Annotated in this window: 16 protein-coding genes and 1 pseudogene; 13 read left to right on the top strand and 4 right to left on the bottom strand. The window is 61.8% G+C overall.

What is annotated here, in order from left to right:
* Positions 1-127 (bottom strand): annotated as a pseudogene (locus AC097A_RS17195) (tripartite tricarboxylate transporter TctB family protein); the annotation flags it as partial.
* Positions 128-262: 135 nt separating this feature from the next.
* Positions 263-1,300 carry a DctP family TRAP transporter solute-binding subunit gene (locus tag AC097A_RS17190; protein WP_479621774.1) on the bottom strand — a complete coding sequence of 346 codons (1,038 nt, stop codon included), beginning with the start codon at positions 1,298-1,300 and terminating at the stop codon, positions 263-265.
* Between the two features lie 36 nt (positions 1,301-1,336).
* Here AC097A_RS17190 and AC097A_RS17185 point away from each other — a divergent pair, with 36 nt between their 5' ends.
* The 13 genes from AC097A_RS17185 to AC097A_RS17125 all read left to right on the top strand — a co-directional run bounded on the left by AC097A_RS17185 (position 1,337) and on the right by AC097A_RS17125 (position 11,530).
* Positions 1,337-3,292, top strand: coding sequence for a two-component system sensor histidine kinase NtrB (locus AC097A_RS17185; protein WP_161499937.1), 1,956 nt, complete (start codon positions 1,337-1,339; stop codon positions 3,290-3,292).
* Positions 3,289-3,924, top strand: a complete 636-nt coding sequence (locus AC097A_RS17180) for a response regulator transcription factor (protein ID WP_105261915.1) — start codon at positions 3,289-3,291, stop codon at positions 3,922-3,924. The genes AC097A_RS17185 and AC097A_RS17180 overlap by 4 nt, the downstream gene beginning before the upstream one ends.
* Positions 3,925-4,080: 156 nt before the next feature.
* Positions 4,081-4,908: an ABC transporter ATP-binding protein gene (locus AC097A_RS17175; RefSeq protein ID WP_479621773.1), complete on the top strand. Its 828-nt coding sequence runs from the start codon at positions 4,081-4,083 to the stop codon at positions 4,906-4,908.
* Positions 4,895-5,788 (top strand): ABC transporter permease, encoded by an 894-nt coding sequence (locus AC097A_RS17170; RefSeq protein WP_479621772.1) that lies wholly within the window; start codon positions 4,895-4,897, stop codon positions 5,786-5,788. Before AC097A_RS17175 ends, AC097A_RS17170 begins: the two co-directional genes overlap by 14 nt.
* The gene (locus AC097A_RS17165) at positions 5,785-6,648 is read left to right on the top strand and encodes an ABC transporter permease (protein ID WP_479621771.1); all 864 of its coding nucleotides are present in this window, start codon (positions 5,785-5,787) and stop codon (positions 6,646-6,648) included. Before AC097A_RS17170 ends, AC097A_RS17165 begins: the two co-directional genes overlap by 4 nt.
* A gap of 54 nt (positions 6,649-6,702) precedes the next feature.
* Positions 6,703-7,707 carry an ABC transporter substrate-binding protein gene (locus AC097A_RS17160; RefSeq protein ID WP_315480371.1) on the top strand — a complete coding sequence of 335 codons (1,005 nt, stop codon included), beginning with the start codon at positions 6,703-6,705 and terminating at the stop codon, positions 7,705-7,707.
* Between the two features lie 16 nt (positions 7,708-7,723).
* Positions 7,724-8,350 carry a TetR family transcriptional regulator C-terminal domain-containing protein gene (locus AC097A_RS17155; protein WP_479621770.1) on the top strand — a complete coding sequence of 209 codons (627 nt, stop codon included), beginning with the start codon at positions 7,724-7,726 and terminating at the stop codon, positions 8,348-8,350.
* Between the two features lie 79 nt (positions 8,351-8,429).
* Complete coding sequence (locus AC097A_RS17150) at positions 8,430-8,642, top strand: hypothetical protein (RefSeq protein ID WP_479621769.1); 213 nt, start codon at positions 8,430-8,432, stop codon at positions 8,640-8,642.
* A gap of 726 nt (positions 8,643-9,368) precedes the next feature.
* On the top strand, positions 9,369-9,878 hold the full coding sequence (locus AC097A_RS17145) for a hypothetical protein (RefSeq protein WP_479621768.1): 510 nt from the start codon (positions 9,369-9,371) through the stop codon (positions 9,876-9,878).
* A 111-nt stretch (positions 9,879-9,989) separates the two neighbouring features.
* Positions 9,990-10,421 carry a DUF695 domain-containing protein gene (locus AC097A_RS17140; RefSeq protein ID WP_479621767.1) on the top strand — a complete coding sequence of 144 codons (432 nt, stop codon included), beginning with the start codon at positions 9,990-9,992 and terminating at the stop codon, positions 10,419-10,421.
* A 168-nt stretch (positions 10,422-10,589) separates the two neighbouring features.
* Entirely contained in the window at positions 10,590-11,033 is a 444-nt protein-coding gene (locus AC097A_RS17135) for a hypothetical protein (protein ID WP_479621766.1), read from the top strand.
* 84 nt (positions 11,034-11,117) lie between these two features.
* Positions 11,118-11,258, top strand: coding sequence for a hypothetical protein (locus AC097A_RS17130; protein WP_315494084.1), 141 nt, complete (start codon positions 11,118-11,120; stop codon positions 11,256-11,258).
* A 23-nt stretch (positions 11,259-11,281) separates the two neighbouring features.
* A complete protein-coding gene (locus AC097A_RS17125) occupies positions 11,282-11,530 on the top strand; it encodes a DUF3297 family protein (RefSeq protein ID WP_105261907.1) in 249 nt (82 codons plus the stop codon).
* 79 nt (positions 11,531-11,609) lie between these two features.
* Here the strand turns inward: AC097A_RS17125 and AC097A_RS17120 are convergent, their stop codons facing one another.
* Positions 11,610-12,053, bottom strand: coding sequence for a PRC-barrel domain-containing protein (locus tag AC097A_RS17120; protein WP_315480373.1), 444 nt, complete (start codon positions 12,051-12,053; stop codon positions 11,610-11,612).
* Between the two features lie 165 nt (positions 12,054-12,218).
* A complete protein-coding gene (locus tag AC097A_RS17115; protein ID WP_479621765.1) occupies positions 12,219-13,313 on the bottom strand; it encodes a sulfate/molybdate ABC transporter ATP-binding protein in 1,095 nt (364 codons plus the stop codon).
* Positions 13,314-13,324: the final 11 nt, after the last annotated feature.

Here is a 13,324-nt window from a genome sequence, read left to right as displayed (position 1 = left end):
GGAAGTAACCCGGGCCCATGCGGGCGCCGTCTCCCAGGGTGTAGCCCGATGCGCCCCAGGCGAAGGCTACCCCTACGCCCATGAACATCAGGCCGGAAAAAAAATCTTTTTGGCTTTGAATTTTCAAGTGAATCGTCCTCGTTGTTTTTGTCTGCCATCGCGCCGTTCGCGCGGTCGGCGCGTGGAAGTTGCGCCATTAACGAACCGCGAAGGTTAGTCAGGACACCGCGCGGAAGTAACTGTGGCGTTCAACAGCTAGGGTTTACCCGTGCCGCTCTTTGGGCAGGGCATCGTGCAGGGCGTCCAGCCACGGCTGGCCTATGCGTTGCGCCAGGTCTGCCTGCACCGGCAACACCGCCTGCCGCAAGCGCGTCAGCTGCGCATTGTTGGGCCGGTGAACGCGGACCGAGCCCGCGACCTGCAAGGCGGCAAGGGCTTTTTCATTGTGGGCATCGGCAATGCTGTTGCCAAACACCAGCGCTTCCCGCAGGGCCTGCTGCACCAGGCTGCGGTCGGGTACGGGCAGGTTGAACCAAAAGCGCTGGTGCGTCACCACCGCATAACCCAGGTAGCCATGTTGGGTGAGGCTCAGGTCGCTTTGCACGGTCTGCATGCCTTGGGTCCAGAAGTTGGACACCGGGTTTTCAGTACCGTCCACCACCCCGGTTTCCAGCGCGCGGCGCGTTTCACTGAAGGGCAGGGTGACCGGTTGTGCGCCCAGTGCACGCATTTGTTGGGCAATCACACGCGAGGCCTGCACCCGCATGCGCAGGCCGATGAAGTGGGCGGGCTCCAACAACGGGCGGTTGGCGCTCATGTGTTTGAAGCCGTTGTCAAAAAAGCCCAGGCCCAGCAGGCGTTGTCGCCCCAGGCGTTCCAGCAGGCGCTGCCCCAGCGGGCCCTGTGTGAGGCGGCGCACCTCGGTCACGCTGTTGAACAAAAACGGCAGGTCAAACAGTTCGAATTCGGGAAACCCAATGGGGCCGAACTTGGACAAGGATGGCGCCACCATGTCGACCGCGCCGAGCTGCAGGGCTTGCATCTCGTCCTGGTCGCCGTAGAGCTGGCCCTGGGGATAAATCTGCACCCGAATGCGCTGGCCGCTGCGTTCCTCTACCAGCGTGCGAAAGCGCTCCAGTGTCATGCCCTTGGGCGTGTCGGGTGCCACCACATGGGACAGCCGGATGGTGGTGCTGGCGGCCGCCTGGCTGGCCCAGGGCAGGGCTGTTGCCGCACCCCCGCCTATGCGGCCCAGCCACTGGCGGCGGCGCAAGAGGTCGGGCGGGGCGGTGGCAGGCATGCTCGTTATTATGCGAGTGCCATCTCCGCATCCCCCATGCCCGACCGTTCACCGGACCCCACCTTCAACTTCGCCTTGCTGCGCCATGCCGACCCCGCGGGTGTGGCGCGCAGCCCGTGGCCGGGCGCCTGGTTGTTGGGTTTTTTGGCGCTGGTGGTGGCCTCGGTGGTGGCGCTGGTCTTGTACCTGCAGCATTTTGAGGTGGAGGAAGACGCGCGCCGCCAGGCGGCTGATGCGCAGTGGCTGGAGCAGAGTGTGCAGTTTCACTTTCGGCGTCTGGAGGATGACCTGCGCACCGCCGCCCGACAAATGAACGAGGTGCAGGGCGGACTGTTGTGGCGTGAGCCCGGCGTGCTGCTGGACCAAGGGTGGGTGGGGTCTGCCCAGACGCCCGTGCCCGCACGCCTGCCGGTGGATGAACGTACCCACCCACAAAACGCCCAGGCCCTGGCCACCATGCAGTCCACCACCCGTGGCCTGCGCCGCTCGGCCTATGCGGGTCCCATGGTGCAGGCAAATGGGGCTTTGACCGACACCGTGTGGCTGGCTGTGCCGTACTTTGAGCGGGGCCAGTTCGTGGGCAACTACGTGGCCGCCCTGTCCTTGAACCAGGCAGTGGCCGCGCTGGTGCCAGGCTGGTTTGCGCAGACCCACCGTGTGCGCCTGGTGCTGGACGAAGGGGCGCCACCCGCAGCCCCGGCAGGCCTGCGCACCTACCGCGCCGCCATGAACTTGGCCGGGGCCGATGTGTTTCTGCAAGTCACACCGGTGCAGGAGCAGCCCGCCACCGTGCCCCGCATGTTTTTGCTGGTGGCCATGGTGTTTTTGGGCGGCATGGTGGTGAGCCTGTGGGCGCTGCGCCGCGACATCGTCAAACGCCAGCAAGTGCAGGCCCGGCTGGAGGCCGAAGTGGCCTTGCGCACCGCCATGGAAAACTCCGTCACCATCGGCCTGCGCGCCTGGGACCTGGGTGGCAAGGTGCTGTATGTGAACGATGCCTTCTGCCGCATGGTGGGTTACCAGGCACACGAGCTGCTGGGCCAGTCTGCGCCCCTGCCCTACTGGCCCCAAGACCAGACCAGCGGCCTGCAACAGGTGCACGATGGCATTCTGGTCCAGGGCACCCAGCAGCAGGGCGTCGAGGTGCAGTTTCAGCACCGCAAGGGCCAGCTGGTAGACGTGTTGATCCACGAGGCACCGCTGCACACGGCCGACGGCACCCACATGGGCTGGATGAGCTCGGTGCTGGACATCAGCGAGCGCAAGCGTGCACAGCGCCTGGCCGCGCAGCAGCAGGAGCGGGTGGACGCCACCGGCCGGCTGGTGGCGGTGGGCGAGGTGGCCTCCACGCTGGCGCACGAGCTCAACCAGCCGCTGGGCGCGCTCAGCAGTTTTGCCACCGGCCTGCTGAACCGCCTGCACGCCGGCAGCATCAGCCCGCAAGACACCGTGCCCGTGGTCAGCCGCATCGCGGTGCTGGCCGAGAAGGCGGGCCGCATCATCCAGCGTGTCAACGCGATTGCGCGGCGGCGCGAGATCTCGCTGCAGCGGCTGGACCTGGTGGCGGTGTTGCAGCGTGTGGTGCCCCAAGGGGTGGACGCCGTGGGCCCGGTGTGGATTGCGGCCGATGAACTGTTGCTGGAGCACCTGGTCAACAACCTGCTGGGCAATGCGCAGGAGTCTGCGGCCCAGGGCAGTACGCCTGCGCAAGTGCAGGTGCGTGTGCATGCCGATGTAGCCCGCCAGGTGGCCGTGTTGTGTGTGGCCGACTCCGGCGCAGGTGTGCACGAGGAAGACCGCGAGCATGTGTTTGAGGCCTTCTACAGCACCAAGGACGGCGGCATGGGCATGGGCCTGGCCATCTGCCGCTCCATCGTCGAAGCCCACCACGGTGAGATATCGGTAGACCGCGACCCGGTGCTGGGCGGGGCCCGCTTTACCGTGGAGCTGCCCCTGGCGGCACAATACGGACCCGAGGCAGACACCCCATGACCAGCGCAGCCATCCACATCGTTGACGACGACCCCGACATGCGGGATGGCTTGGCGTGGCTGTTTGATTCACGCGGTCACCAGGCCACCACCTGGGACAGCGGTGTGCCGTTTCTGGAGGCCGCCAAGGCCTTGCACGGTCAGTGGCCCCAGGCCGTGGTGCTGCTGGACATTCGTATGGTGCCCATGACCGGGCTGCAGGTGTTTGAGCAGCTCAAGGCGCTGGCCTGCCCGTGGCCCGTGTTGTTTTTGACCGGCAATGGCGATGTAGGCATGGCCGTGGCGGCCGTTAAAAACGGGGCCTGGGATTTTCTGGAAAAACCGTTCCAGGACAACGTGTTGGTGGACCGGGTGGAGCAAGCCCTGGCGGCGGCGGCGGCCGATGGCGACGCCAACCAGGAAGCGCACCGCCTGCGCTATGCGCTGGCATCCCTGAGCCCGCGCGAGCGCGAGGTGCTGGACCAGCTCATTCTGGGCCACTACAACAAGAACATTGCCGACCACCTGGGCATCACCCAGCGCACGGTGGAGTTCCACCGCGCCAATATCTTCGAGAAGATGGGCGTGAGCTCGGCCATCGAGCTGGCCCACAAACTGGGCCGCCTGCAGCCCATCGTCAAACCCCAAGCCTAGACCGGCGCACGCAGTCCCCGTACAAACCCCAAGATGGGCGTGGCACGGAACTGGCTAGTATCGACTCGTAACTTGACCAATTGGTTAGGTTGTGAGCGATGAATCGGCGGCTGTGACCTGTTTTGGTGCGGCCATGACCCAACCCACTGCGTGTCAATGAACCATTCCGAAGCACTGAACGGGCAGCTTGCCCCCCCACCCGCTGGCACGCCAGGGCGCAAAGCCGTGGAGGTGCGCAATGCCAGTGTGGTCTACCAGACGGCCGATACCCCCGTACATGCCCTTAGCGACATTTGCCTGGACTTTCACGAAGGCGAGTTTGTCTCGCTGATCGGTCCCAGCGGCTGCGGCAAGACCACCCTGATGCGTGTGATTGCCGATTTGGAAAAGATCAGCGCAGGGGAGGTGCTGGTCAACGGCGTGAGCCCGCACGATGCACGGCTGGCGCGCGCCTATGGCTATGTCTTTCAGGCCCCCGCCCTGTTCCCCTGGCGCAACGTGCTGGCCAATGTGACCTTGCCGCTGCAGATCCAAGGCAAAGGCAAGGCTGACGCCAAGCGCATCGCCATGGAGCACCTGGAGCGCGTGGGCCTCAAGGGCTTTGAGGGCAAGTACCCCTGGCAGCTCTCGGGTGGCATGCAGCAGCGGGTGTCGATTGCGCGGGCGCTGTCGTTCGAGCCCAAGATTCTGATGATGGACGAGCCCTTTGGGGCGCTCGACGAGATCACACGTGACCGGCTCAACGAACAGCTGCAGCAGCTCTGGCAGCGTGAGCGCCGCACCGTGGTGTTTGTCACGCACAGCATTGCCGAGGCGGTCTACCTGTCTACCAAGATCGTGGTCATGTCTCCGCGCCCCGGGCGTATCGTCAAGGTGATTGACTCACCGCTACCCGATGCGCGCCACTTGGGGCTGCGCGACACGCCGGCCTTTATGGAGCTGGCCCATGAAGTGCGCGAGGCCTTAGCCGATGGCCACCACTAAAACGCTGTCCCAACGCGTCTTCCACGACTGGTTGCCAGTTGCGGTGGTGCTGTTGGCCGTAGTGCTGGCCTGGTATGGCGCGGCCTGGGGCCTGAACGCCCAAGGCGCTATCGAACGTGTGCTGGACGAAGAGGCCGGCTACACCCAGATGGAACTGTTCGAGGCCACCATGACCATGGAGCGCCCGCTGATGCCCGCGCCCCACCAGGTGGCCATGGACTTTTACGAGAGCCTGACCGAGTGGCCGGTGGACTCGCCCCGCAACCTGATTTACCACGTCATCGTCACCGGCCAGTCCACGTTGCTGGGGTTTGTCATGGGCACGGCGCTGGGGCTGCTGTTGTCGGTGCTCATCGTGCACAGCCGCACGCTGGACAAGGCGCTGCTGCCCTGGATCGTTGCCTCGCAAACCGTACCGGTGCTGGCCATTGCGCCCATCGTGCTGGTGGTGCTGGGCAGCCTGGGCTTTTCGGGCACGGCGCCCAAGGCTTTTATCGCCATGTACCTGTGTTTCTTCCCGGTCACCGTGGCCATGGTGCAGGGCCTGCGTTCGCCGCAAAAGATTGAGACCGAAATGATGCACACCTATGCCGCCAACCGCTGGCAGTCGCTGTGGTTGCTGCGTTTGCCTGCAGCCTTGCCTTTTCTCTTCCCCGCGCTGCGCGTGGGTGTGGCGGCGGGCCTGGTGGGCGCCATGGTGGCGGAGCTGCCCACGGGCGCGCAGGCTGGGCTGGGTGCGCGCCTGCTCACCGGTTCGTATTACGGGCAGACCGTGCAGATTTGGTCTGCCTTGGTCATGTCGGCCCTGCTGGGCTTGGCACTCACCGGCATCGTGGCCGGTGTGGAGCGCCTGGTGCTGCGCAGCCGGGGGGGCGTATGACCAACGGTGTGACTCCGCTGTGGTTCTGGCCCGGCATGCTGCTCTTGGCGCTGGTGGCGGGCTACAGCGTCTACCGCATGGCGGCCGTCAACGGCAGCCGTTGGGTGGGCATGGCCACGGCCGCGCTGTTTGGCGCCTGGGTGGTGGTGTTCTGGGAAATTCTGGTGCGCGCGCTTGATGTGCCGCGCGTGTTGCTGCCCGCACCCAGCCTGGTGATTGGCTCCATTGGCGACCATGCGCCCAAGCTCTGGGGTGACTTTGTGCAGACCGTCGGCAAGGCCGTTCTGATCGGCTGGGCGCTGGGCTGTGGCCTGGGTTTTGCCGTGGCGGTGGCAATTGACCGCATGCCGTTTCTGCAGCGCGGCCTCTTGCCTGTGGCCTCGCTCACCAGTGCCATCCCTCTGGTCGGTGTGGCGCCCATTGCGGTCATGTGGTTTGGTTTTGACTGGCCCTCCAAGGCGGCCGTCGTGGTGCTCATGACCTTTTTCCCCATGCTGGTGTCCACGCTGGCCGGCCTGCAGGCCGCGGGCAAGCTGGAGCGCGAGCTGATGTACAGCTACGCCGCCAGCTACCCGCGCACCCTGCTGGCGCTGCGCCTGCCGGCCGCGCTGCCCTTCATCTTTGGGGCACTCAAGGTCAATGCAACGCTGGCCCTGATTGGTGCCATCGTGGCCGAGTTTTTTGGCTCGCCTACCTCGGGCCTGGGTTTTCGCATCAGCACTGAGGCCGCGCGCATGAACATGCCGCTGGTCTGGGGCGCGATTGTGGTGGCGGCGGTGACCGGTTCGGTGGCCTATGCCTTGCTAGTACAGCTGGAGCGCCGCGCGGCGTTCTGGCATCCCTCAGTGCGCGAAGGGTGAGCCCGCGCTTGGTCTGTGTTGCGTTTTTCCATTAACCCGTAGAAGGAGCTTTCCATGATTCGTTCTTCCCAATGCGCCAAGAGCCTGCTGGTTCTGGCGCTGGCCGCTGCCGGCTTTGCCGCACAAGCTGCCGACAAGGTGACTGTGCAGCTCAAGTGGGTGCCGCAAGCCCAGTTTGCCGGCTACTACATGGCCGCCGCCAAGGGCTTCTACAAAGACGCCGGCCTGGACGTGACCATCAAGCCCGGTGGCCCCGACATTGCGCCCACGCAAGTGATCGCCGGCAAGCAGGCCGACATCGTGGTGGACTGGATGCCCTCGGCCCTGGCCGCGCGTGAAGCCGGTGTGCCCCTGGTCAACGTGGCCCAGGTGTTCAACCAGTCCGGCCTGATGCTGACCTGCAAAAAGGCCAGCGGCGTGGCCAGCCCCAAAGACTTCAAGGGCAAGACCCTGGGCGTCTGGTACGGCGGCAACGAGTACCCCTTCCTCAACTGGATGGGCAAGCTCGGCCTGAAGACCGATTCCGACATCAAGATTCTGAAGCAGGGCTTCAACGTCGACCCGCTGTTGCAAAACCAGGCCGCCTGTATTTCCACCATGATCTACAACGAGTACTGGCAAGTGGTGGACGCCGGTGTGAAGGAAAAAGACCTGGTCACCTTCTTCTATGAAAAAGAAGGCGTAGCCACGCTGGAAGACGGCCTCTATGTGTTGGAAGACAACCTGAAGGACCCCGCCTTTGTCGCCAAGATGGGCAAGTTCCTGAAGGCCACGCTCAAGGGCTGGGACGCTGCAGTGAAAGACCCTGAAGGTGCTGCCAAAGCCGTGGTGGCTGCGGACACATCGGGCAGCGCCAGCATGAAGGTGCAAAAGCGCCAGATGGAAAACGTGGCCAAGCTGATCACCAATGCCGGCACCAAGAAGATTGGTTACCTGGAACCCGCCGCCTATGAGCGCACCGTCAAGGTGTTGCTGGCTGGTGGCAGCGACCCCGTCATCAAGAAAGACCCGGGCAAGGCTGCGTATTCACACGCCATCTATGACGCTGCGCAAAAGTGATTGAATAATCGGCGACATGACAAACGTTGCCGATGCTCCCAAGGGCCTCATTCGCCAAGCGAATGAGGCCCTGATACTTTCTGCGGCCGAGAAGGTGTTTGCGCGCGCCGGTTTTGGCGGCGCCACCATGGCCGCCATGGCCGAGGCCAGTGGCCTGCCCAAGGCCAACCTGCATTACTACTTTGGCAGCAAAGAGGTGCTGTACCGTGAGGTGCTCGCCCGCATCCTGAACGACTGGCTGGTGCCCACGCATGGCATCACCGTAAACGCCGACCCCAAAACCGCGCTGGCCCAGTACATCCGCGACAAGATGGTGCTGTCTGCCCAGCGCCCCGATGGCTCCAAGGTGTTTGCCAACGAACTGCTGCACGGCGCCCCGGTTGTGAAGGGCCTGCTGGCCAACGAGTTGCGCACCCTGCTGCTGGAAAAAGCCGCTGTGGTGCAAGCCTGGGTGGACGCCAAACGCATGGCCAAGGTAGACGGCATGCACCTGTTCTTCACCATCTGGGCCGCCACCCAGACCTATGCCGACTTCGATGTGCAGATCTGCGCCGTGCTGGAGCAGGACGCCCTCACCCCCAAAGACTTTGACCGCGCCACCGAGCACGTGGTGTCGCTGATCCTGCGCGGCTGCGGTTTATAAGTCAAATTGGCCTCTAGTGCCCGTGGATATTGCGCAAGCAGCTCCTAAAACAGGAGCATTTGGCGATATCCTTGTGGCCATGAACTGGCTCCATTTCCTGCTGGGGCGGCGCAAGCCCCTGACCGCCGAACAGCGCGCCCGCGCCCTCATCAAAGCCGTGGACGCCGGTGGCCTGCCGCTCAACGCCGCCATCGTCAACGACATCGCCCGGCAGCTGGGGCTGGAGGTGTCGAGCCGGGCAAGGATGGAAGAGACGATTGCAAGGATTCGGGTGGCGTTGGGGCGGGTGTAGTGTCGATGTGGGCCGTTTTGCGGCAGAAGCCGTCATTCAAAATTCACCCGATTGGGGGATATTCAGGGCCTCACTGAATCGTCAAAATCGGGGTCGTTAGGTTGCGGGCTTTGTCGCTACTTTTATGAGAGCAGCCTGCGCAAACTGGAAATGCGCAAATGCCTTTTTTATAGACCATCTTGCCACTTTATCCCGCAGTGTTTGCGGTAGAAATTACGTTAGACCGCTGAAAGTAGCGTCTGACAAGTTTATGAGCATGAAATCAACACTTCTCACCGCATTAGCTGTAAACGAACTCCTCGCTGGCTTCACCACAGTAGAGGCCATGTCGTTTGCTTCGCTGTCGCCAGATAACCAGTGCGACCTCACGTTCGCCCTAAGGCGTGACTCGGTGGATGAAGGGCCTCTTCTGTCTCTTAGGTTTCACGGCGTTGCTCTCCTCCATGTTTCCGGCTTTGGAGGCGGGCTAACCCAAGTCATGTGTCTCCGCGTCGAGGACGTTCGAGAGGGGCAGTGGGAGCATCTACACTATTCCGTTTCCGACCTTGAAGACGACCGTGTGAGGTTCCTATGCCGATCTATCGAATGCATCGAGTCGTCTCTATGACAGTTTCAATCGGCACTGCATTTGCGGATCCAGATCATCATCGGCAGCCTAACCCCGGCATGCAGCGGATTCGCTGCGCTCACCGCTAAGCCAGACGTTGTGCGTCTTAGGAACGATCTGTGCTTCCCCTCGAAAGCAATCACTGGTCCTCGCTTAATCATGCTTATGGTGCCGCGACGGACATACCGGCACTGCTTTCTCAGCTAAGTACTCTTCCTGGCGCCCAGGGTGAGGCTGAGCCTTGGTTTTCCATTTGGAGTGCATTGGCTCACCAAGGGGAGGTATTTGATGCGTCGTTCGCCGCCGTCCCTCATGTTGTTCATGCCGCCGCAACCAATCCTCTTGGAGCGGATGCCGTCTATTTTCAGTTTCCTGCATGGATTGAAATCTGCCGAAGAAAGCAAGAGATAGAGGTGCCGGGTGAACTCGCAGGCGCCTACTTCGATGCATTGGCAAAGCTGCCATCATTGGTTGCAGCAGCTTCGACACGCGAATGGGATGCAGATTTTCTGCAATGCGCGCTTTCGGCCATTGCAGCTGCAAAAGGTCAGCCACTTGTTGCAGAGGCCGTACAAGAACTTTCACCCGAAGTTGCCTGTGAATTCATGGAGTGGTTCTTTGAGCGCTGAGACGTACAACAGGTTCGTCGAATGGACCCACAACGGCGGCCAGAATGGTCGCCATTCTTCAATGCTAAGTGCGCCGTTGCGGCCCATTCACGGCCAACGTTGGGTATCAAAATGAACCTTGACACGCTACCTTGGGCGCTAATCCAAGCGAGAAACGATGAAGATGCAATTCTTGTGCGACATCGCCAGTTTCCGGACGAATTTCCAAAGGGGCACTTTCCGCACCGGCTGAACATCTTTTGGCAGATGTTGGATGCCCTACCAGGCGGATATCCCGACACGGCAGAGTCAGACCGTATGAGGATTTTTGAGGACAGGCTTGTTGATGCCACCCAGTATGACAAGGGGTCGGTTCTTTCCATGGTGCTTACTGGGAAGGGACGGCGTGAGTACGTGTTTCATACACGTAGCACGGACGAATTTCTACACCGACTCGCTGAAATGCCGCAAGAAACTGAGCGTTATCCCATTGAAATTCATTGCACAGAAGATATTGCTTGGGAGTATGTAGAGCGAGTCTTAGGAGATTTCACATGCCAGTGATGTCCAAAAGATTTGTCGAATGGTCCCACAACGGCGATGAACGACGGAAAACTAGTGAATGCTTCACTTGAAACCATTTAACAAATCGCTCGTCATGGAGATGCAGCAGCAAGCTGCCATTGCGCGGCGCTTGCTACGTGCAGGACAGCACCAACATCGGTACCTCATATGACCATTGATACGTCCGGCAAATGGTGGAAGGGTTCCGCACCCGAGGACCTCGATCAGTACCTGCGTGAACTCACTGCGGACGGATACCAAGTTACAGAGTTCCGACTGTCAAATTGCCAATGCGGTGGAATCCGGTTCTTCCTTGAAGTTGAGCCGGACGAAGGGGGCGCCAAAAGAAGGTGCGAGAGTTGCAGCACCGAGCACTTTATCTGCGACAGCAAAGAGCACTGGGACGAAGGCCTCACGACGAAGAAATACAAGTGCATCACCTGCAAGAGTAAGGTGGCAAACGTTGGTGTTGGGTTCGCCCTTTATGACGATGCTGCAGCAGTTCATTGGCTGTATGTCGGCAGCCGATGCGCAGATTGCGGCGTACTGGGTTCTATGGTCGACTGGAAGGTTGGATATGAACCCTCGCTTCACCTGCGCGATGAGGCCTGACACCTTGCTCAACCTGATGCGTTACGGCGTTTAACGCCTGGCCGTTCCATGCACCAGTGGCATCATGCTTTACCATCACGCCCCATGAAGACAAGCTACATATTCGGCGCCATCCTCCTCTGCAGCATTGCCGGTGCACTGGTGGGCGCGCGCGCTACCAAGACGGTTTTGCTGGTGGTCACCGGCGTTCTCTCGGCCTACGGGCTGTTCCGCATTTTGGGCTGAGCCCGCACAACACCTACCCACTTATGAACGACACCACCGAACGCCCCCCGCTGCCTGATCACCTGTCCATCGACCCACGCAGCCCGCACCATGTCGCCGCCGTGTTTGCGCATGACATTGGCATCCGCTTCAACGACAAGGAGCGCATGGACGTAGAGGAATACTGCGTCAGCGAAGGCTGGATCAAGGTGCCTGCGGGCAAAACCGTGGACCGCAAAGGCAAGCCTTTGCTGATCAAACTCAAAGGCAAGGTAGAGGCGTTTTACGCCTAAGGCCCAGCCGCTTCTTGCACATCAAAAAGGCCCTTGCGGGCCTTTTTTTGTTGGGCAGCCCGCGTGGGGCTTGCCGGGGCTAGTGGTTCAAGCCATCCGAGTATGGCGTGGTGCCGTAGTAGGTGTGCAGGCCCATGGCCCAGCGCGAGTCAGCCATATCGGGCCACTGGTCCTTGTCAAACCCCGGTGCGTTCTCAAGCTTCTCTTTGGGCACATTCAGGGTGAAGCGTTTGTTGCTGGTGTCCAGCGTCAGGGCCTCCCACGGCACGGCAAACAGCTTGTCACCCATGCCCAAGAATCCGCCGAAAGACAGAACTGCATAGGCAATACGCCCGGTGTGCATGTTCAGCAAAATTTCCTTGACGTCGCCCAGGTCGTCGCCTGCGGGGTTGTAAACATCGTTGCCAATGAGGGTGTAAGCCCCCATAAGCCCAGGGCCGGGGCCATGGTCGGTACCCAGGGGTGGGTTGCCGTGCTGGGCGCTTTTGTAGATGCCGTAGGTGTCTCTTTCGAGGTAGTTCATATGCGTCCGATCTGGAAGGTGGTTGCGCTCGGGCTCCGGCTTGCGCGGGAGCACTGGGTGCAGGCGCGCCATGCGCCTACCACTACATCCTAGGAACAGATCGACAGCAACTCCGTGCGCTAGCCTACGCAGCGGCGCCGGCCTGGCAATGAACGCTTTGGCGTATCAGGGCGTCACAAACACCCGTGCCTTGCGCGGGGTCAGCACCACCACTTCGCCATCCTTCAAATCGAGTGCCTTGTATTCCTGCGCGCCAATCTGCGCCTCAATGATGTCGCCGCTGCCGGCCGCACTGCTGTCTTGCGGCAGCAGTTCCAGGCGGGCAATCGGGCCCACCACAATGGCACGCACCAGCTTGGCGGCAATGCCGTTCTGACCCGTGCCGGCGACAAACCGCTGCACGTCCATGTCGTGCGGGCGCACATAGGCAAAAGCTTTGGAATCTTGCGTTTGGGCGTGTTCGGGCGTAGCCAGGCGCACGCCGTGTTGGGCTTCGCCAATCAGCATTTCGCCTTCGTGGGCGCGGCCGTGGAACAGGTTCACGTCGCCCAAGAAGCCATACACAAAGGGGCTGGCCGGGTGGTCCCAAACTTCTTGCGGCGAGCCGATCTGTTCGATGTTGCCGCTGTTCATCAGCACCACACGGTCGGCCACTTCCAGCGCTTCTTCCTGGTCGTGGGTCACAAAAATGCTGGTCACATGCAGGTCGTCGTGCAGGCGGCGCAGCCAGCGGCGCAGTTCCTTGCGCACCTTGGCGTCCAGTGCGCCAAACGGTTCGTCCAGCAGCAGCACCTTGGGCTCCACCGCCAGCGCGCGGGCCAGCGCAATACGCTGGCGCTGGCCGCCCGACAGTTGCGCCGGGTAGCGGTCGGCCAGCCAGTCCAGCTGCACCAGGCCCAGCAGCTCGTGCACCTTTTGTTTGATGACGGCCTCGGACGGGCGCGTGGCGCGCGGCTTCATGCGCAGGCCAAAAGCCACGTTGTCGAACACGCTCATGTGGCGGAACAGCGCGTAGTGCTGAAACACAAAACCCACATTGCGCTCGCGCACATGCACGTCGGTGGTGTCTTCGCCGCTAAAGAGGATGTTGCCTTGGTCGGCCGTTTCTAGCCCGGCAATGATGCGCAGCAAGGTGGTCTTGCCGCAGCCGGAGGGGCCGAGCAGGGCGACGAGTTCACCGGACTCGATGTCCAGGTTCACATCGCGCAGGGCCTTGAAGGTGCCGAAGTCTTTGCTGACGTTGCGAATGGCAATGCTCATAATTTTTCTCG

It is taken from the genome of Rhodoferax sp. XS2R6, assembly GCF_056521365.1.
This window is presented reverse-complemented; position numbering and strand designations above follow the sequence as displayed.